Below are 18,887 nucleotides of genomic sequence, written 5' to 3'. Positions count from 1 at the left end.
ATGACTTCGAAACAATCTTCAGCACAGACCGCATCGCCCGCTTCAGTCAGGACAGACAAGCGCTGGCAGTTCTGGATCGACCGCGGCGGCACATTCACCGATATCGTGGCCAGGAAGCCCGACGGTTCGCTGGTGACGCACAAGCTGCTGTCCGAGAACCCCGAGCAGTACCGCGATGCGGCGGTCGCCGGCATCCGCCACCTGTTGGGCCTGAAGGCGGGCGAGCCGATCCTCGCCGACGTGGTCGACTGCGTGAAGATGGGCACCACCGTGGCCACCAACGCGCTGCTCGAACGCAAGGGCGAACCGACGCTGCTGGTGACCACACGCGGCTTTCGCGACGCGCTGCGCATTGCCTACCAGAACCGCCCGCGCCTGTTCGACCGCCACATCGTGCTGCCCGAGCTGCTCTACAGCGCCGTGGTGGAAGCTCAGGAACGCGTCGGTGCCCAGGGCGAGGTGCTGCAGACGCTCGACGAATCGCTATTAAAACAGGAGCTGCTTGCGCAATACCAGAAAGGGCTGCGCAGTGTTTCCATCGTATTCATGCATGGCTACCGCTATACCGACCATGAAAAAGCTGCCGGCCGCCTTGCGCGCGAGGTCGGTTTCACGCAGGTCAGCACCTCGCACGAAACCAGCCCGATGATGAAGTTTGTCAGCCGCGGCGACACCACCGTGGTCGATGCCTACCTCTCGCCCATCCTGCGCCGTTATGTGGAGCAGGTGGCCGGTGAGATGCCCGGCGTGAAGCTGTTTTTCATGCAGTCCTCGGGCGGCCTGACCGATGCCCATGTGTTCCAGGGCAAGGACGCGATCCTGAGCGGGCCGGCCGGCGGCATTGTCGGCATGGCGCGCACCGCGGCGATTGCCGGCCACGCCAAGGTGATCGGTTTCGACATGGGCGGCACCTCCACCGACGTGTCGCATTACGCCGGCGAGTTCGAGCGCGAGTTCGAAACCCAGGTGGCCGGCGTGCGCATGCGCGCCCCCATGATGAGCATCCACACGGTGGCGGCCGGCGGCGGCTCCATCCTCAAGTTCGACGGTGAACGTTTCCGCGTCGGGCCGCAGAGCGCCGGCGCCAACCCGGGACCGGCGAGTTATCGCCGCGGGGGCCGCCTCGCCGTGACCGACGCCAATGTGATGGTCGGCAAGGTGCAGCCGCGTTATTTTCCCAAGGTGTTCGGCCCGAACGCCGACGAGCCGCTGAGCTACGAGGCGGTGCAGACCCAGTTCAACGAACTGGCCGGCCAGACCGGGCGCAGCGCCGAGGTGGTGGCCGAAGGTTTCATCAACATCGCGGTGCAGCAGATGGCCAATGCCATCAAGAAGATCTCGGTGGCGCGTGGCTACGACGTGACCCGTTACACCTTGCAGTGTTTCGGCGGCGCCGGCGGGCAGCACGCCTGCCTGGTGGCCGATGCGCTGGGCATGACCCGGGTGTTTGTGCACCCGCTGGCCGGGGTGCTCAGCGCCTACGGCATGGGCCTGGCCGACCAGAACGTGATTCGCGAGCAGGCGGTGGAGCTCAAGCTGTCGCCGGCGGCCCTGCAGGAGGTAGCCGACAAGCTCGACGCACTGGCTGCCACGGCGCAGGCCGAACTGCAGCGCCAGCAGGTCAGCACCGGCACCATCACCATGCACCGCCGCGTGCATGTGCGTTACGAGGGCAGCGACTCGGCGCTGGTGGTTCCCTTCGGCACGCTGGACGAGATCGAGGCCGGCTTCGAAGCCGCCTACCGCCAGCGGTTTGCCTTCCTGATGCAGGGGAAGGGCCTGGTGGTGGAAGCCGTGTCGGTCGAGGCGGTGGTTGCGGGCGATGCGCCGGTGGAGCCGCGCCATGCCACCCACGAGCTGCGCGAAGTACCACGCCGCGAGACCGTGCGCATGTATTCGGGCGGCCAGTGGCACGATGCGGCCCTGGTGGTGCGGGAAGACCTGCAGCCCGGCGACATCATTTCCGGCCCCGCCATCATTGCCGAAAAAAACGCCACCACCGTGGTCGAGCCCGGCTGGGAAGCCGCGCTGACGGCGCTGGACCACCTGGTGCTGGACCGGCGCGCAGAACGCGCCATCCAGTTTGCAGCCGGCACCACGGTAGACCCGGTGCTGCTGGAGGTGTTCAACAACCTCTTCATGAACATTGCCGAACAGATGGGCCTGCAGCTGCAGAACACCGCCTATTCGGTCAACATCAAGGAGCGGCTGGACTTCAGCTGCGCGCTGTTCGACACGGAAGGCAACCTGATCGCCAATGCGCCGCACATGCCGGTGCACCTGGGCTCCATGGGCGAGAGCATCAAGACGGTGATTCGCGAGAACGCCGGAAAAATGCAACCGGGCGACGTGTACGTGCTCAATGACCCCTACCACGGCGGCACGCACCTGCCCGACATCACGGTCATCACGCCGGTCTACCTGGGCGGCGCAGAGCTGCCGACCTTTTATGTGGGTTCGCGCGGTCACCATGCCGACATCGGCGGCACCACGCCAGGCTCCATGCCGCCGTTTTCGACGCGTATCGAGGAAGAGGGCGTTCAGATCAACAACGTCAAGCTGGTCGAACGCGGTGTGCTGCGTGAGGCCGAGATGGTGGCGCTGCTGAAAAGCGGCGAATACCCGAGCCGCAACCCGCAGCAGAACATGGCCGACCTGAAGGCGCAGATCGCCGCCAATGAAAAAGGCGTGCAGGAGTTGCGCAAGATGGTCGATACCTTCAGCCTGGAGGTGGTGCTGGCCTACATGCGCCACGTGCAGGACAACGCCGAGGAGTCGGTACGCCGCGTGATCACCCAGCTCAGGGACGGCGCCTTCACGCTGCCGCTGGACAACGGTGCGCAGATCCAGGTGGCTATCCGGGTGGACACGACAAACCGCAGCGCCGAGATCGATTTCACCGGCACCTCGCCGCAGCAGAGCAACAACTTCAACGCGCCCACGGCCGTGTGCATGGCGGCGGTGCTGTATGTGTTCCGCACGCTGGTGGACGACGACATCCCGCTCAACGCGGGTTGCCTGAAGCCGCTCAAGGTCATCATTCCGGCCGGCTCCATGCTGAACCCCAACCCGCCAGCCTCGGTGGTGGCGGGCAACGTCGAGACCTCCACCTGCATCACCAATGCGCTGTATGGCGCACTCGGCGTGATGGCCGCCAGCCAGTGCACCATGAACAACTTCACCTTCGGCAACGAACGGCACCAGTATTACGAAACCATCTCGGGGGGTTCGGGTGCCGGCGGCCAGATCGATGCAGACGGAAAAATCGTCAAGGGTTTTGACGGTACCTCGGTCGTGCAGACCCACATGACCAACTCACGCCTGACCGACCCCGAGGTGCTGGAGTTCCGTTTCCCGGTGCGGCTGGAGAGTTACGAGATCCGCCAGGGCTCGGGCGGCGCCGGTCGCTGGACAGGCGGCAACGGCGGCGTGCGGCGCGTGCGTTTTCTCGAAGCCATGACCGCGAGCATTTTGTCGAACGGCCGCAAACACGGTGCGTTTGGCATGGCCGGCGGCGAGCCCGGCCAGGTCGGCCGCAACCTGGTGGTGCGCGCCGGCGGGCAGATCGAGGCCCTGGACCACATTGGCCAGGCCGAGATGTTGCCCGGCGACGTGTTCGAGATCCACACGCCGGGCGGCGGCGGTTTCGGCAAAGCCTGAGGCTTGTTTTTCCCCTCCCTCTCCGGTCGGGAGAGGGCAGGGGTGAGGGTCCCCGGTCAGTGACATGCCATGAATCAAATCAGCCTCCGGCCCTTATCCGGCAACCGCTGGCAGCTATCAATTCAGGAGTAAGGAACATGGAAGTTGCTTTCGCAGACAACTACCGCTTTCTGGCAAAGTACAACCGCTGGATGAACCAGCGCCTGTATGCGGCCTGTGACGCGCTCAGCGACGAAGAGCGCAAACGGGATCGCGGCGCCTTTTTCGGTTCGCTCCACCACACGCTGAACCACCTCGTGGTGGCCGACCAGATCTGGCTGCGGCGTTTTGCGCAGTGCGGGCTGGACCATGGCGCCCCGTTGGCCAGCCTGAGTGAAGCCGTGCTGGACCTGCCGCCGGGCAGCCAGTTGGGCACCGTGCTGTTTGACGACTGGTCCGCCCTGCGCGCCAAGCGCGAGCAGCTGGACGTCGCGATGGAGGCTTGGGTGGCGGACATGCCCGAGGCCTACCCGCAGTTCACCATGACCTACAGCAACAGCAAGGGTGTGGCGCGCGTCCACCCGGCCTGGCAGGCGATGACCCATTTTTTCAACCACCAGACGCACCACCGCGGACAGGCCACCACGCTGCTGATGCAGGCCGGGGTGGATGTGGGGGTGACGGACCTGATTGCGCTGGTGTAAGGCGGGGTTCCTTGTTGGTGGAATCTGCGGTCGTTCTGCGGGCTGTTTTGACCACCTGACGTGGCGTTGTCCGGTGCGGGGTTTCGCCACCAGTGATCCGGCCCCAAATTCAAATCGCCCGCGTCAGATACACCGCTTCGCGCCCGACAATCGGCTCCCGGGTCGGCATGAACACCGTGCAGCCGTCGCAGGGTGAGCGCACTTCTTCAGCGTTGCCGTCGGTGGCGATCAGCTCGCCCTTCTGGAAGGTTTCAAAACCGAGCAGCGGCTTGACGAATCGGAACTCGCTGGTCAGCACCATGCGGGTTTGCAGCAGCTCGAAGCGGCGTTGCGCGGGCAGGGCGGAAGGCGCGGCGGTGCGTTCGATCAGGCCAAAGTGGGCCAGGAAATCCAGTGTCACCTGGGTCGCCAGATCAGCCGAGCTTTGGGCGAAGTGCTGGCCGCATTCCACCACCAGCGCTGCGCCGGCGGTGCCGTCCTGCTGGCCATGCCGGCCGTGCTGGATCAGGGGTGTGCCTGAGCCCAGGCCGTTGGGCATCACCAGGTGGACGGCCGGCCGGCCTATGGCTTGCGCGACGGCTGCGTTGCGTTCGAAGGCGGGGTAGACCCAGAAGGGCTCAACGGCCTGCGAGGTCGAGTGGATGTCCAGGATGTGGTCGGCCGCTGCAATCACCGGGCGCAACTCGCGTGCACGGCGCAACTCAGGGCTGTCTTGCGGGCCGTCCAGCCACTCGTCCGACCAGACGCGGTTGAGGTTGTGAACCACCTGGCGGTTGTCGAAGGGCTGGTCGGGGTTGAAGGCGTTGTAGGCCTCGATATGCGCAAAGCTGACGGTGAGCGTGCCGATCAGCGGCCGGATGCCGGCATCCAGCAGATGCGTGGCGGCGACCATGCCGCAGATCTCGTTGCCGTGGGTCAGCGCATTGACCAGCAGGTGCGGGCCTGGCCGGCCCGAGGCGAAGCGGTGAACGTAGTCGACGCCGGTGTTGCCCGCCCGGTAGGCGGACAGGTCGCGTGGAAGCACTTCGAGGGGCAGTTCAGGGGTCAATGGAGTCCTTCGGTGGTGGAGGTGGGCGGCGCTTTGCAGCGACAGATGCTACATAAATAATAGCTGAATATCGCGTATGGGTTAAAGCGGCGAGGCTGCTTTTCAGCAGGCATCCCGTGGCTTCAAGCAAATCAGCAGCAACCGTCCGGCCCGCAAACGCTGGTGCTGCCGCCGGGCGCGCCGTCAAATGACAGGCCGGTGCGCAGACCAGACCGCAACCGTATTAACGTGACAACAGCTCGGGATGGATGCGCGCCAGCAGGGGCTTGAGTCACTCGGGCATGCTGCTGGCTGGCATCGCAGCAGGCGCTGTTTTGGAGGTCGGCCGGGCTCTGCAACTGGCGACGGTCGTAGTGGGCGACGATGTCGTAGAGGTTCTGGTCGTTCGGGGTGTTGCGCATGAGGCGTCTTCCCGGAAGTGACTTTGCTATTGAATCAGGAGCTGCTGGCGCTTTTCCTGAAAGGGCTGGAGGCCGATTTGCCTTCATATTCCGGGGCCATGAAGCCGGCCGGCAGGTGGGCCAGGTCGGCCGCGTTGTCGATGTCGTGCAGCACCGGCCCCTGCCACACGCGCAGACCCAGCGCGGCGAGGCGCTGCAGCGTTTCAGCAGCAACGGTGGATGTGCTCCACGCCATGTGCCTGAAGATGGCGGGGCAGGGCGCGCGCAGGCCGATCAGCACATAACCGCCGTCGGCCACAGGCAGCAGCGCCGCGTCGTGTTGCCCCAGCTGCCGGGCGGCCTCGCGCAGGTGCTCACTGCCCAGTGCCGGACAGTCGGTGCCGATCAGCAGCACCGGGCCGGTGTGCAGGGCGAGGGCACGCTGCAGCGCACGGTCCATGCGTTCACCGAGGTCACCCTCGCCCTGCGCCGTGCAGAGCATGCCCGCAGGCAGCGTCACGCCGTGCCAGGCCGGGTCGCCGGGCGCCGGGCTCAAACACAGCTCGACCGCCTCCAGGCCGGCCGCCAGCGCCTGTTGCAGCGTGTGCGCCAGCATGGCGCGCGCCAGCGCCGCTGCGCCGTCCGCCCCCAGCGCAGGAATCAGCCGGGTCTTCACGGCGCCGGGCTGCGGTGCCTTGGCAAAAATTACGAGGCGGGTCATGGCGTGTTCATCGGTACAGTTCGGCCAGACGCTCTGGCGCCGCGCCGCGCCAGTAGGCAAAACGCAGCCGCCACATCAGCAGCACGGTGCGCCAGACGCCGCGGTTTTCCCAGCGCCGGCCCGAGGTTTGCACCCTGGCCCTCAAGCAAACGGGACGCGACAGTGTGAGCAGCCGCCGGGACATCTCGATGTCTTCCATCAGCGGCTGGGCCGGGAAGCCGCCTACAGTATCGAAGGCCGTGCGGGTCATGAACATGGCCTGGTCGCCGGTGGCGATGCCGGTCCGGCGCGAACGCAGGTTCATCAGGGCGGCGATCAGCCTGAGCAGGCGGGGGCGCCCGGTGATGCTCACATCAAAACGGCCCCAGACGTGCGAGCCGTCAGCCAGTGCCTGGCCGATCAGCGCGTCGGCGCCGGCGGGCAAGGCGGTGTCGGCATGCAGAAACAGCAGCACATCGCCACGAGCCTGCGCTGCCCCCGCGTTCATCTGCAGCGCCCGGCCGCGCGACGCGGTGACGACTTGCGCACCACCGGCCTGCGCCAGCGCGGCGCTGCCGTCGCTGCTGCCGCCGTCGGCCACGATCACTTCGGCACCGCGTGCCCGTAGCGGAGCCAGCGCCTGCAGGGCTGCGCCCAGGCCGGCGGCTTCCTCCAGCACGGGCAAAACCACCGACAGGCGCGCCGCTGCCATGGTGTGCTCAGTGCTCCAGCGCGCCGCCGCAGCTGCTGCCCTGGCCGGCGGTGCAGCCATAACAGTGGCCCGCCACACGGATGGGCTGCTCATCGATTCCGCTGGCGAGCAGATCACGCAAATGGCGCCGCAGGCCGGAGGTGCCCAGTGGCAGGCCGAGCTGCTGGTTGAAGTCGCAGTCCGACAGCCAACCCTGCCAGTCCACGCTGACCGTGTTGCGGCACATCACGCCGGCCAGGTTCTGCTGCTGGAAGCTGCCCTTGAGCAGGTCCATGTAGCTGTCAAACGTGCCCTTGGACACCAGGGTCGAGCCAAAACGCTGGATAGGCATGTTGGTCAGCGCGTACAGCTCGTTGAACACAATGCCGAAATGCGCCAGCAGCTCGCGCTTGTAGTCCGCCTGCAGCGCCTGCTGGTCGGGCGGCAGCGACGGGCCCTGTGGGTTGTAGACCAGGTTCAGCGACAGGCCGGTGCCAGCCTGGCCGTAACCGAGCTGGTTGAGTTTTTGCAGGGCCGCGATGCTGAGGTCGAACACCCCTTCACCGCGCTGCTTGTCGACATTGGCGGCCGAGTAGCAGGGCATCGAAGCGACGATCTCGACGCGCTGGCCAGCCAGAAATTCGGCCAGCCCCTCTTGCCCGGGCTCAAACAGGATGGTGAGATTGCAGCGGTCGATTACGCGCACACCCTGCGCCCGCGCAGCGCGCACCAGCGCGCGAAAGCCTTCATGCAGCTCGGGGGCGCCGCCGGTCAGGTCCAGCGTCCGCAGGCCGCGCGCGGCCAGCACCTGCGGGATCAGCGCCAGGGTGTCGGCGTCCATCATTTCGGTGCGGTTCGGGCCGGCGTTGACATGGCAGTGCACGCAGCTCTGGTTGCATTGGTAGCCGAGGTTGACCTGCAGGGTGTCGAGCTGTGCGCGGCGCAAGGCCGGGAAAGGCGTCTTTTTCAGCAGAGGAAGGGTGTCGTGCATGAGTCGGTCCGTTGAAGTTCAGGGCAGCAGCGCGGCCAGGCGCGCGCGCACCTCGGGGGCCATCGCGTCGGGCTGGGTGACCAGCGCGTTGTGCAGTGCGGTGTGGGCCTCGCTGGCCGGCTGTTCGGTGCCCAGCAGGCGTATCACCTCAGCCACCACCTGCTGGGCACGGCCCGCGTTTTTGAGCAGGTTGGCCAGCGCCATGTTGGCGTTGACGTGCGCCTCACGCGGATGCCAGCAATCAAAATCGGTCACCATCGCCAGCGTGGTGTAGGCGATCTGCGCCTCGCGCGCGAGTTTGGCCTCGGGCATGTTGGTCATGCCGATCACGCCCGCACCCATGCTGCGGTACCAGTGCGACTCGGCCAGGCTGGAGAACTGTGGGCCCTCGATACACACATAGGTGCCGCCTTCGTGCAGGCTGACGCCGTGGCCGGAGGCATCGGTCGCCAGCACGCTGCGCACCGCACGCGCCAGCACGCCGGCGGCCGCAGGGCAAACCGGCTGCGCCATGGACACATGGGCGACCGCGCCCTGCCCAAAAAAAGTGCTGTCACGGCGCCTGGTCAGGTCGATGAACTGGTCGGGCAGCACCATGTCCAGCGGCTTGAAATCCTCCCGCAGCGAACCCACAGCCGACACCGAGACGAGGTAGCGCACGCCCAGCTGCTTCATGGCATGGATGTTGGCGCGGTAAGGCACTTCGAAGGGCAGCAGGCGGTGGCCCCGAGCATGACGGGCCAGAAATACTGCCGGAACGCCGTGGACGCTGCCGGTGACCAGCACGTCGGAGGGGGCGCCGAAAGGTGTGTCCATCACGTGTTCCTGCGCGTTCTCGAGTGCGTCCATCTGGTAGAGGCCGCTGCCTCCGATGATGCCTACCAGTGCCTGGGTCATGGGGGGGATTTCCTTGTGGAGGGGTGAATGTCAGGCTTAGACGGGGATTTTGAGCGGAATTTGAGGAAGCAGTGTTAGCCTCGTGTTAAACCCGTTTTCCTGCTTGGTCGTCGCCCGGCGGGGTTTCTTACACCGCCCACGCCTGGTGTTGTAAGAATTGGCGGTTTTGCCCGACAACCTCCACAGAACACACACCGGGGACGGACTTGAATTCACGCAAACTTGTCATTGCCGCGTTGCTGCTGGCGGGCATAGGCGCCTTTTTTGCGCTGGATCTGGGGCGATTTTTGAGCCTGGCCTTTCTCAAGGAGAGCCAGTCGTCTTTCCAGGCGCTTTTTGAGCAGAAGCCGGTGGGGGTGACGCTGGTGTTTTTTGCGGTTTACGTTGCCGTGACCGGTCTGTCGCTGCCGGGCGCCGTCATCATGACGCTGGCGGCCGGTGCCGGCTTTGGCTTGGTGCTTGGCACCATTGTGGTGTCTTTTGCCTCGACCCTGGGGGCGACGCTGGCCATGCTGGCGGCACGTTACCTGCTGCGGGACAGCATCCAGGCGCGTTTTGGCAAGCGGCTGGACGAGATCAACAAGGGCATAGACAAAGAGGGCGCGTTTTACCTGTTTTCGCTGCGGCTGATCCCGGTCGTGCCGTTTTTTGCCCTCAACCTGCTCATGGGCCTGACCCGTATCCGGACCTGGACCTACTTCTGGGTCAGCCAGCTCGGCATGCTGGCGGGCACCCTGGTGTATGTGAATGCCGGCACGCAGATCGCGAAAATCGATTCGCTGCAGTCGATTGCCTCGCCGGCGTTGATCGGCTCCTTTGTGCTGCTGGGCGTGTTGCCGCTCGCGGTCAACAAGGTGCTGCAGTTTTTCAAGCGGCGCAAGGTTTACGCGCGCTGGGCCAGTGTGCGCCCCGCGCGTTTTGACCGCAACCTCATCGTGATCGGGGCCGGCGCCGGCGGCCTGGTGTCGGCCTACATCGCCGCGGTGGTCAAGGCCAAAGTCACGCTGGTGGAAGCCCACAAGATGGGCGGCGACTGCCTGAACTACGGCTGCGTGCCGTCCAAGGCGCTGATCCGTAGCGCGAAACTGGCGCACCAGATGAAACATGGCGCCAGCTACGGCATGAGCGACAACACGCCGGTGTTCAGCTTCAAGGCGGTGATGCAGAGGATTGCGGCGGTCATCCGCGCGATAGAGCCGCATGACAGCATCGAGCGTTACACCGGCCTGGGGGTGGAGGTGCTGCAGGGCCATGCGCGCATCGTCAACCCGTGGACGGTGGAAATCACGCTCAACGAGGGCGGCACCCAGACTTTGACGACACGTAGCATCGTCATTGCGGCGGGCGCGCGGCCCTTGGTGCCGCCCCTGCCGGGGCTGGATGACAGTGGCTACCTCACCAGCGACACCCTGTGGGAGGCCTTCGCGCAACTCGACGAGCTGCCGCGGCGCCTGGTGATCCTCGGCGGCGGACCGATCGGCTGTGAACTGGCCCAGGCCTTTGCCCGGCTGGGTTCGCTGGTCACGCAGGTCGAGATGGCGCCGCGCCTGATGCTGCGTGAAGATGCAGAGGTGTCGGAGCTGGCGCGCCAGGCGCTGGCCGCCGATGGCGTGTCGGTGCTGACCGACCACAAGGCCTTGCGCTGCGAAACCTCCGCCGGTGTGAAAACGCTGGTTGTCCAACACGGCGGCAGTGAACAGCGCCTTGATTTTGACCAGCTGATCTGCGCCGTCGGGCGGGTCGCAAGGCTGGAAGGTTACGGGCTGGAAGAACTCGGCATTCCGGTGCAACGCACGGTGGACACCAACGATTACCTGCAGACGATCTACCCCAACATCTACGCGGCGGGCGACGTGGCCGGACCCTACCAGCTCACCCATGTGGCGGCGCACCAGGCCTGGTATGCCGCGGTCAATGCGCTGTTTGGCGAGTTCAGGCTGTTCAAGGCCGACTATTCGGTGATTCCCTGGACGACCTTCATCGACCCGGAGGTGGCGCGTGTCGGCCTGAACGAGCAGGAGGCCAGAGAAAAAGGCGTGGCCTTTGAAGTCACGCGTTACGACATGGACGACCTGGACCGCGCCATTGCCGACGGCGAGGCACGCGGTTTTGTCAAGGTGCTGACGGTGCCGGGCAAGGACACGATTCTGGGTGTGACCATCGTCGGCACCCATGCGGGGGACCTGCTGGCCGAGTATGTGCTGGCCATGCGGCACGGCCTGGGCTTGAACAAGATCCTCTCCACCATTCACACCTACCCGACGCTGGCCGAGGCCAACAAATACGCGGCCGGCGAATGGAAACGCGCGCACCAGCCCAGACGCCTGCTCGAATGGGTGCGCCGCTACCACGACTGGAAGCGGGGTTGACATGACGCCCTGGCTGGCGGTGTGGCTCGCCGGACTGTTGCTGCCCCTGGCGCAGGCGCAGGCGCAGGCGCCCGGCCCGGCCCTCACGGCGTTTTCATCGGCCTCCGGAGCGCAGCCACCGGCGCCCTGGCGTGTGGTGGGCGTGCCGGGCGGCAAGATCCCGCTGACCCGTTATGCCCTGGTCGAGATGGATGGGCGCAAGGTGCTGCGGGTTGAGGCGATCAAGTCCTATGGCAATCTGGTGCACGACCTGCCTGCGCTCGTGCCCGAGGCGGGGCTGCGGCTGCGCTGGCGCTGGCGGCTGGACGAAGCGCTGCTCGGCGGCGACCTGCGCCGCCGCGAGGGCGACGACAGCCCGCTCAAGGTGTGTGCGCTGTTTGACATGCCGCTGGACAGGCTCGGACTGATCGAGCGCAACCTGTTGCGCCTGGCGCGTGTCGCCAGCGGTGAGAAGCTGCCGTCTGCCACCCTGTGTTACGTCTGGGATGCCACCTTGGCGCCAGGCACCTTGCTGCCCAATGCCTACAGCGCGCGTGTGCGTTTCATCGTGCTGGACAGCGGCGAGCAGCGCCTGGGTCAGTGGGTCGCCCATTCGCGCGATCTCGGCGCTGATTTTCGCCGCGCTTTTGGCGAGGAAAGCGCTGCGGTGCCGCCGCTGCAGGGCGTGCTGGTGGGCGCCGATGCCGACAACACCGGCGGCCGCAGCCTGGGCCATGTCGGGGATGTCACACTGTCCCCATGACTGTTACTTCGAATGCACGCCCCGGCTTGAAACACCTGGTGCTGCTGGGCGCCGGCCATGCCCATGTGCATGTGCTGCACAGCCTGGCGCAAAACCGGCCGGCGGACCTCAACATCACCGTGATTGCCCCTTACCCGCGCCAGCTGTATTCCGGCATGGTCCCGGGTTTTGTGGCCGGGCATTACACGCTTGACCAGTGCGTCATCCCGCTGGACGGGCTGCTGGCGGGCTGCGGTGCACGTTACGTTCAGGGCAGTGGCGTCGGCCTTGATGCCGAGGCGAAAACCGTGAGACTGGCTGGCGGGGAGACGCTGGCCTGGGACTGGCTGAGCCTCAACACCGGCCCGGTGATGGACCGCGAAAGCATCGAGGCGCAAATGCCCGGCGCGCGCGAACACGCCCTGTTTGTGCGCCCCATCGAATCTTTTGGCCAGTTGTGGCCGCAGGTGGCAGCGCTGGGCCGCAGCCGACCGATTCATCTGGCGGTGGTGGGGGCGGGCGCGGCGGGGCTGGAACTGGCGATGGCCGCCGCCCATGCGCTGGGCAGCGCCGGCAACCCGCCGGGCAGCCGCATCAGCCTGGTGACCGGGGGCCCGCCACCGGCCTGGAACTACCCGGCCGGTGTGCAGCGCCGGGTGGTCCAGGCCCTGCGTCGCCTGCAGATCACGGTGCTGCCCGCTGCCTGTGTGGGCATGTCGGCCGGAGAAATCCAGCTGGCCGGCGGCGCGCGCCTGGCCTGCGACGCTCCCTTGCTGGCCGTGGGTGCGCAGGCGCCGGGCTGGCTGGCCGGCAGCGGGCTGGCCCTGGACGAAGCCGGGTTTGTGGCCGTCAACCGCTTTCAGCAAAGCACCAGCCACCCTCATGTGTTTGCCGCCGGCGATGTGGCCAGCCGCATCGATGCGCCGCATCCGCGCAGTGGTGTGTATGCCGTGCGTGCCGGGCCGCCGCTGCTGGCCAACCTGCGCGCTGCCTGGCAGGGCCAGGCGCTGCTGCCTTACGCGCCGCCCGCGCGCACGCTGAACCTGATCTCCTGCGGCGGGCGTTACGCGATTGCCGCCTGGGGCGATCTGCACGTGGAAGGGCGCTGGGTGTGGCACCTGAAAGACCGCATCGACCGCGGTTTTGTGGCCCGCTACGCGGCTCCGTCATGACCGGGGACGTTTCCTGACGCGCTCTGTTTTCGATAGCTGTTTGCGCTTGTGGCATAAGGGCTGGCGGCCGAAAAGGCATGAAAAAACCCGCACAAGGCGGGTTGTTTCCCAGGCGCGGCGCGCTTACTTCTTGGCGGGCTCGGTCTTGGCGCCGGCCTTCACGTCGGCTTTGACTTCGGCTTTGGTGTCGGGTTTGGGGGTCACGGCGGCCTTGACGTCCTTGGCGGTTTCCTTGGCTGCATCTTTGGTGGCCATGGCCGCGCCCTTGACGGCGTCCTTGGTGGCGACCGCGGCATCCTTGGCTTTTTCAGTCACCGGCTTGTCGGCTTTGACGCCTGCTTTGCCGCCGGCCTTGTAGCTGGTGCCATTGACGGTCAGGCCGTCGGCGGAAAACTTGGCGGCGCTGTCGGTGCCCACACCCTTGACGCGGGTGACAAAGTCATTCCAGTCCTTGAACGGCGTCTTCTTGCGTTCGGCCATGATCAGGGCGGATTTGACGGGGCCGATGCCCTTGATGCTGTCGAGTTCGGCCGTTGTGGCGGTGTTGACGTCGACGGCGGCAAAGGCCATGGCGACATACATGGTGGCCACGAAGGCCAGCAGTTTCTTGAACATCAGGAAGCTCCTCAAAATGGATGGTTGAAGCGGGTGATCCCTCCCGTGAACCAGGATGTCCCGCATTTAACGGCTGTTGCAGCAGCCGGGTTGACCGGCCCGGGTATTTGCGCTGGATCAACGATGCAGGCGCCGGGAAAGGCATAAGCTGCAGTATCGCCACAAAGACGCCTTCAGGCAGCGAAAAGGAGCGGAAAATGCCCACTCGTTTGAAAGACTTTGCAACCGCCGTGGTGGCCGTGGTCGAGCCCGAGACCCCGGCGGCTGTGGCCGCCCAGCTGATGCGCAAGCACCATGTTGGCGCGCTCGTCGTCGTCGATGCGGCGCAAAAGGGCCGGCCGGTCGGCATCCTGACCGACAGGGACCTGGTGCTCGCCCTCATGGCCGAAGGGCTGGACCCCGAGGTCTTCACCGCTGGCGACGTCATGTCCGTTGAGCTTGTTCAGGCGACCCCGGAGATGGATGCGATGGACGCGGTGGCACTGATGCGCAGGCACCGGCTGCGCCGGCTGGTCATTGTTGATGAGGCGGGACGGCTGACGGGCGTTGTCACGATGGAGGACATCCTGGAGCTGTTGACCCGGGAGCTGGCCGACCTGGCCGCCGGAGTGATCGGCGCCAGGGACCGGGAATTCGAGCAGCGCGCTTGAGGAGATCCCCGTGACGATTCAAAAGTGGTTTGCCGTTCTTGTGATTGCTCTCTGGGGTCTTCCCGGGCCTGTGGCTGCCCGGACAAAAACCGACGCCCTGCGCGGCGAACTGCTGTATTCGACACATTGCATTGGCTGCCACAACAGCCAGCTTCATTGGCGCGACAGGAAGGCGGCCAGCAATTGGGCCAGTCTCAAGGCCGAAGTCGAGCGCTGGCAGAACACCTCGGGGCTGGGCTGGCGCGAAGAGGACGTGACCGACGTGGTGCACTACCTCAACAACCTGTATTACCGTTTCCCCGAGCCGCAGGCCGATGGCGCTTCAACGGCAGAGGCCACCGCACCGGCCCATCCGCGCTGACGGGAAGCCGGTCGCAGGCAGTTCACGCTCTGGCGGCTTCGCCCTCGGTCAAGGCACGCATGTAGGCCGCTACACCGGTCTGCACATCGGCAAAGGCATGCTGGCAGCCGGCTGCGCGCAGGGCCGTCAGGTCGGCCTGGGTGTAACTCTGGTACTTGCCGACCAGCGCGGCCGGGAAGTCGATGTAGTCGATCAGGCTGCCGTGGGCAGCTTCTTCCAGGGTCAGCGGGGCATCGCCCTGTTGCTGGCGCAGGGTGTTGACGACGGCCAGCGCCACATCGTTGAAGGGCTGAGCGCGGCCGGTGCCGAGGTTGAAAAGGCCGGACTTCCGGGGGTTGTCGAAAAACCAGAGATTGACAGCCACGACGTCGTCGATGAAGACGAAGTCGCGCATCTGCCCGCCCCGGCCATAACCGCCGTACTCGCCGAACAGCTTGACCTTGCCCTCGGCGCGGAACTGGTTGAACTGGTGAAAGGCGACGCTGGCCATGCGCCCCTTGTGCTGCTCGCGCGGTCCGTACACATTGAAATAGCGAAAACCCGCGACCTGGGTGGCCGTGCCGGAAAAGTCGGCCCCCAGTTCGCGCCGCAGCCGCTGGTCGAACAGCAGCTTGGAGTAGCCGTAGACATTGAGCGGCTTTTCGAACTCGGGCGACTCGCGGAAGGTGCTTGAACCGCCATAGGTTGCGGCCGAGGAGGCGTAGAGCAGCCGGGTGCGTTGCTCCTGGCAGGCCGCAAACAGGTCGCAGGACAGCGCGTAGTTGTTGTCCATCATGTACTTGCCGTCGGGCTCCATGGTGTCGCTGCAGGCGCCCTCGTGGAAAACCGCCTCGACATTGCCAAAGGCGGATTCGGCAAACAGCTCGTAGAAATCGTCGGCGTCAATGTAGTCGGCGATCTGCAGGTCGGCCAGGTTGCGGAACTTGTCGCCGTCGGTCAGGTCATCGACGGCAATGATGTTGTCGATGCCGCGAGCGTTCAGCCCCTTGATGAGGTTGGCGCCAATAAACCCCGCTGCGCCGGTAACCACTATTTTCATATTTGTTCCTTGTCTTTCAGGGCGCGGCAAACAGCTCGCCGTAGCTGACCGTCGCCGTGCCGAATTTGCCGACCACGATGCCGCCGGCGCGGTTGGCCACCGGGACGGCTTCGCGCAGGCTCAGGCCGGCGGCTGCCATGGCGGCCAGGGTGCCGATCACGGTGTCGCCGGCTCCGGTGACGTCGAAAACTTCGCGCGCCAGCGCCGGCACATGCAGCTGGCCCTGGGCGTCAAACAGTGTCATGCCTTCTTCACTGCGTGTCAGCAGCACCGCCTGCAGCTGGAGCTGCTCGCGCAGGTTCTGCGCCTTGCGCTCCAGGTCGGCTTCATCCTGCCACGGGCCGATGACCTGCTCGAGTTCGGCGCGGTTCGGCGTGATCGCTGTGGCGTTCTGGTAGCGCGAGTAGTCCGAGCCCTTGGGGTCGACCAGCACCACCTTGCCGGCGGCTCGGGCCTGCGCAATCATCAGGCCGATGTGCGCCAGCCCGCCCTTGCCGTAGTCGGAGAACAGAACCGTGTCATGCGCCGGCAGCAGTTTTTCGAACTCGGCCGACTGCGAGGCCAGCACTTCGTTCTCGGGCGTATTTTCAAAATCCAGGCGCAACAACTGTTGCTGGCGGCCGATCACGCGCAGCTTGACCGTGGTCTTGAGCTGCGGGTCGCGACCAAAGCAGGGTGTGATGCCCGAGCCGGCCACCAGGGCCTCGAGCTGGTGGCTGGCTTCGTCGTCGCCGACCACACTCAGCAGCGAGGCGCGCGCGCCCACGGTCACAATGTTGTAGGCCACGTTGGCCGCGCCGCCCATGCGTTCTTCCTGGCGCGTGACCCGCACCACGGGAACAGGCGCTTCCGGCGAGATCCGGTCCACCGCGCCGTACCAGTAGCGGTCCAGCATGGCATCGCCAACCACCAGCACGCAGGCCTTGGCGAGCTGTTCACGGGATAGTTTTGAAGCGGTCATGCGTAGTTATCTTCAAACGGGAACAGCGTGGAACCGGCTTTGCCGGGCCACAGCTGTTGCCCCTGCAAGGGGGAGGAGGCGAAGCCTCCACGGGGTGTGCCTAGCTTTTTCATAACTCTTCAATACGGCGCGCAGGATAGCTGTCCCAGGCCTGGCAGCCGGGGCAGTGCCAGAAGTGTTGGGTCGCTTCGAAACCGCAGGCGGCGCAGCGGTAACGCATCAGGGGTTTGGTGGCTTTGTCCAGCGCACGCTGAACCAACGCGCGTTGATGATCGTCGCCGAACTTTTCACCTGCAAGCCATTTTGCGGCAGCTACCAGCGAGGCCTCGCGCTCCAGGTGCTGGACATAACGGTCGCGTGGCTCGCCGGGTTGGGTGTCGATCTTGATGATGGCTTCAACCACGTCAATGGATGGCATGTTCGCATAACTGGCCTGCAGCAGGTCAACGGCCTTCTGTTGCTGGCCGCCTTGCTGTGCAAGGTTGCCCAGCAGTCCTGCTGCCAGTGGCAACGCCTGCGGCGCGGTTTTTTCAAGTTTGAGCAGGGTCTCGAAAGCATCCTGGTGCCGGCCCAGCTGGCTTTGCAGTTTGGCCAGATCGATCAGCGGGCGCGGTGAAGCCGGTGCCAGCTTGACCGCCTGTTGCAGCGTGTCCAGCGCCTGCGCCGTGTCGCCGGACGCGCAGGCAGCCTGGGCCTGCTCACACAGGTAGTGGGCCTGGCGGCCGCTGAAGCTGCCATGGCTGGCGCTGTCAAGCTTGCCGGCGATTTCCGTGGCATGGGCCCAGTCGCGCGAACGCTCGTAAATCGACAGCCGCGCCAGCCGGGCTTCTTCCTCGTAAGTCGTGCCTTCGAGCTTGCGCAGCGCCACCTCCGCGCGGTCCAGCAGGCCGGCTTTCAGGAAGTCGAGCGCCAACGCGTGTTGTGCGCGGTCGCGCTCGGTCTGGGTCAGGTCACCGCGCGACATCAGGTGTTCATGGACCCGAACGGCCCGCTCGTACTCGCCACGGCGGCGAAACAGGTTGCCCAGCGCGAAATGCAGCTCGGAGGTGTCGGGGTCGTTCTGGACGGCCTCGATGAAGGCGTCAATCGCCTGGTCCTGCTGCTCGTTGAGCAGGAAATTGAGGCCACGAAAGTAGGCCTTGGGCGCCTGCCGGTTTTCGATCCGCAGCTGTCTCAGGTCCAGCCGTGACGCCAGCCAGCCCAGCGTGAAGGCAATCGGAAACCCGAGCAAAACCCAGGTGAAATCAAAGTCCATGGTGCATGGTGGAGGGGTGTTCGCCGAGCTGGCTCTGCTGGCTGGCCCGCGCGCTTCTGCGTTTTTTCCACCAACGCGGCATCATCATCAGGACGCCGGTGGCCAGTCCGCAGGCAAAGGTGACCAGCACCACCAGCACAAGGGGCGCCTGCCAGAGCGTGCCGAAAAAGAAATACACGGAAACGGCTTGCTGGTTGTTCAGCGCAAACGCAAAAAGCGTAAAAAAAATGGCTGCCTTGAGCAGCCACATGAGGTATTTCACTGCAGGTCCCCTTGTGGTCCGGCAATTGTAGCCAGCACCAGGCGGGACGCTGCTATTTGACAGGAGGTGCCAGCATTTCTTCGGTCCGGGTATCCACCGCTTCGCGCAGGGCTTTGCCCGGCTTGAAATGGGGAACACGTTTTTCCGGGATCGCAACGCTTTCGCCAGAGCGCGGGTTACGACCCATGCGCGGCGGGCGCCGGTTGATCGAAAAACTGCCAAAACCACGAATCTCTATGCGGTGCCCACGCACCAGCGCATCGCTCATGGCGTCAAGAATTGTCTTGACGGCATATTCGGCATCGCGGTGGGTCAGCTGGCTGAAACGTGCAGCCAGTTCCTCGACAAGATCGCTTCGGGTCATAAAAATCAGGGGACAGAGAAATGGCGTGCCGTTCCGGGGAGCGGGCACGCCATGTCTCGGAAGTCCGG

At 65.4% G+C, this 18,887-nt stretch carries 19 protein-coding genes; 7 read left to right on the top strand and 12 right to left on the bottom strand.

Annotated elements, in window-relative coordinates:
- Together PSV33_RS13990 and PSV33_RS13985 are read left to right on the top strand one after the other, a co-directional pair.
- Entirely contained in the window at positions 1-3,660 is a 3,660-nt protein-coding gene (locus tag PSV33_RS13990; RefSeq protein WP_300562787.1) for a hydantoinase B/oxoprolinase family protein, read from the top strand.
- A 137-nt stretch (positions 3,661-3,797) separates the two neighbouring features.
- The gene (locus tag PSV33_RS13985; RefSeq protein ID WP_300562786.1) at positions 3,798-4,343 is read left to right on the top strand and encodes a DinB family protein; all 546 of its coding nucleotides are present in this window, start codon (positions 3,798-3,800) and stop codon (positions 4,341-4,343) included.
- Between the two features lie 109 nt (positions 4,344-4,452).
- On the opposite strand, the gene PSV33_RS13980 is transcribed toward PSV33_RS13985, so the two are convergent.
- The 6 genes from PSV33_RS13980 to mtnP form a co-directional block, all read right to left on the bottom strand.
- Positions 4,453-5,391 (bottom strand): succinylglutamate desuccinylase/aspartoacylase family protein, encoded by a 939-nt coding sequence (locus PSV33_RS13980; RefSeq protein ID WP_300562785.1) that lies wholly within the window; start codon positions 5,389-5,391, stop codon positions 4,453-4,455.
- A 131-nt stretch (positions 5,392-5,522) separates the two neighbouring features.
- Positions 5,523-5,792, bottom strand: a complete 270-nt coding sequence (locus tag PSV33_RS13975; protein WP_300562784.1) for a hypothetical protein — start codon at positions 5,790-5,792, stop codon at positions 5,523-5,525.
- 34 nt (positions 5,793-5,826) lie between these two features.
- Entirely contained in the window at positions 5,827-6,492 is a 666-nt protein-coding gene (locus PSV33_RS13970) for a TIGR04282 family arsenosugar biosynthesis glycosyltransferase (RefSeq protein ID WP_300562783.1), read from the bottom strand.
- Between the two features lie 7 nt (positions 6,493-6,499).
- Positions 6,500-7,183, bottom strand: a complete 684-nt coding sequence (locus PSV33_RS13965) for a TIGR04283 family arsenosugar biosynthesis glycosyltransferase (protein WP_300562781.1) — start codon at positions 7,181-7,183, stop codon at positions 6,500-6,502.
- Positions 7,184-7,190: 7 nt separating this feature from the next.
- A complete protein-coding gene (arsS, locus tag PSV33_RS13960) occupies positions 7,191-8,153 on the bottom strand; it encodes an arsenosugar biosynthesis radical SAM (seleno)protein ArsS (RefSeq protein WP_300562779.1) in 963 nt (320 codons plus the stop codon).
- 18 nt (positions 8,154-8,171) lie between these two features.
- The gene (gene mtnP / locus PSV33_RS13955; protein ID WP_300562777.1) at positions 8,172-9,050 is read right to left on the bottom strand and encodes an S-methyl-5'-thioadenosine phosphorylase; all 879 of its coding nucleotides are present in this window, start codon (positions 9,048-9,050) and stop codon (positions 8,172-8,174) included.
- A gap of 206 nt (positions 9,051-9,256) precedes the next feature.
- Here mtnP and PSV33_RS13950 point away from each other — a divergent pair, with 206 nt between their 5' ends.
- Genes PSV33_RS13950 through PSV33_RS13940 form a run of 3 tightly spaced genes read left to right on the top strand, consistent with a single transcriptional unit; the run spans position 9,257 to position 13,312 of the window.
- Positions 9,257-11,419 (top strand): FAD-dependent oxidoreductase, encoded by a 2,163-nt coding sequence (locus tag PSV33_RS13950; protein WP_300562775.1) that lies wholly within the window; start codon positions 9,257-9,259, stop codon positions 11,417-11,419.
- A gap of 1 nt (position 11,420) precedes the next feature.
- The gene (locus tag PSV33_RS13945) at positions 11,421-12,161 is read left to right on the top strand and encodes a DUF3047 domain-containing protein (RefSeq protein ID WP_300562773.1); all 741 of its coding nucleotides are present in this window, start codon (positions 11,421-11,423) and stop codon (positions 12,159-12,161) included.
- Positions 12,158-13,312, top strand: a complete 1,155-nt coding sequence (locus tag PSV33_RS13940) for an FAD-dependent oxidoreductase (protein ID WP_300562771.1) — start codon at positions 12,158-12,160, stop codon at positions 13,310-13,312. The genes PSV33_RS13945 and PSV33_RS13940 overlap by 4 nt, the downstream gene beginning before the upstream one ends.
- Positions 13,313-13,435: 123 nt before the next feature.
- On the opposite strand, the gene PSV33_RS13935 is transcribed toward PSV33_RS13940, so the two are convergent.
- Entirely contained in the window at positions 13,436-13,927 is a 492-nt protein-coding gene (locus PSV33_RS13935; RefSeq protein ID WP_300562769.1) for a helix-hairpin-helix domain-containing protein, read from the bottom strand.
- Positions 13,928-14,124: 197 nt separating this feature from the next.
- On the opposite strand from PSV33_RS13935, the gene PSV33_RS13930 reads away from it, so the two are divergent.
- On the top strand, positions 14,125-14,577 hold the full coding sequence (locus tag PSV33_RS13930) for a CBS domain-containing protein (protein WP_300562767.1): 453 nt from the start codon (positions 14,125-14,127) through the stop codon (positions 14,575-14,577).
- A gap of 10 nt (positions 14,578-14,587) precedes the next feature.
- On the top strand, positions 14,588-14,938 hold the full coding sequence (locus PSV33_RS13925) for a cytochrome C (protein ID WP_300562765.1): 351 nt from the start codon (positions 14,588-14,590) through the stop codon (positions 14,936-14,938).
- A gap of 22 nt (positions 14,939-14,960) precedes the next feature.
- On the opposite strand, the gene rfaD is transcribed toward PSV33_RS13925, so the two are convergent.
- From rfaD to PSV33_RS13900, 5 genes are all read right to left on the bottom strand, one after another.
- Positions 14,961-15,977 (bottom strand): ADP-glyceromanno-heptose 6-epimerase, encoded by a 1,017-nt coding sequence (rfaD, locus tag PSV33_RS13920; protein ID WP_300562763.1) that lies wholly within the window; start codon positions 15,975-15,977, stop codon positions 14,961-14,963.
- A gap of 16 nt (positions 15,978-15,993) precedes the next feature.
- Positions 15,994-16,938 (bottom strand): D-glycero-beta-D-manno-heptose-7-phosphate kinase, encoded by a 945-nt coding sequence (rfaE1, locus tag PSV33_RS13915; RefSeq protein ID WP_300562761.1) that lies wholly within the window; start codon positions 16,936-16,938, stop codon positions 15,994-15,996.
- Positions 16,939-17,047: 109 nt separating this feature from the next.
- Positions 17,048-18,193 carry a lipopolysaccharide assembly protein LapB gene (lapB, locus tag PSV33_RS13910; RefSeq protein WP_300562759.1) on the bottom strand — a complete coding sequence of 382 codons (1,146 nt, stop codon included), beginning with the start codon at positions 18,191-18,193 and terminating at the stop codon, positions 17,048-17,050.
- A complete protein-coding gene (locus PSV33_RS13905) occupies positions 18,183-18,455 on the bottom strand; it encodes a lipopolysaccharide assembly LapA domain-containing protein (protein WP_300562757.1) in 273 nt (90 codons plus the stop codon). Before PSV33_RS13905 ends, lapB begins: the two co-directional genes overlap by 11 nt.
- Before the next feature lie 52 nt (positions 18,456-18,507).
- The gene (locus PSV33_RS13900; protein ID WP_096664686.1) at positions 18,508-18,819 is read right to left on the bottom strand and encodes an integration host factor subunit beta; all 312 of its coding nucleotides are present in this window, start codon (positions 18,817-18,819) and stop codon (positions 18,508-18,510) included.
- Between the last annotated feature and the right edge of the window lie 68 nt (positions 18,820-18,887).

This window comes from Polaromonas sp., from assembly GCF_029945895.1.
In the GTDB taxonomy this organism is placed as follows: domain Bacteria; phylum Pseudomonadota; class Gammaproteobacteria; order Burkholderiales; family Burkholderiaceae_C; genus Polaromonas.
The sequence above is the reverse complement of the archived record's forward strand: the minus strand, read 5'-3'. Positions and strand labels throughout refer to the sequence as shown.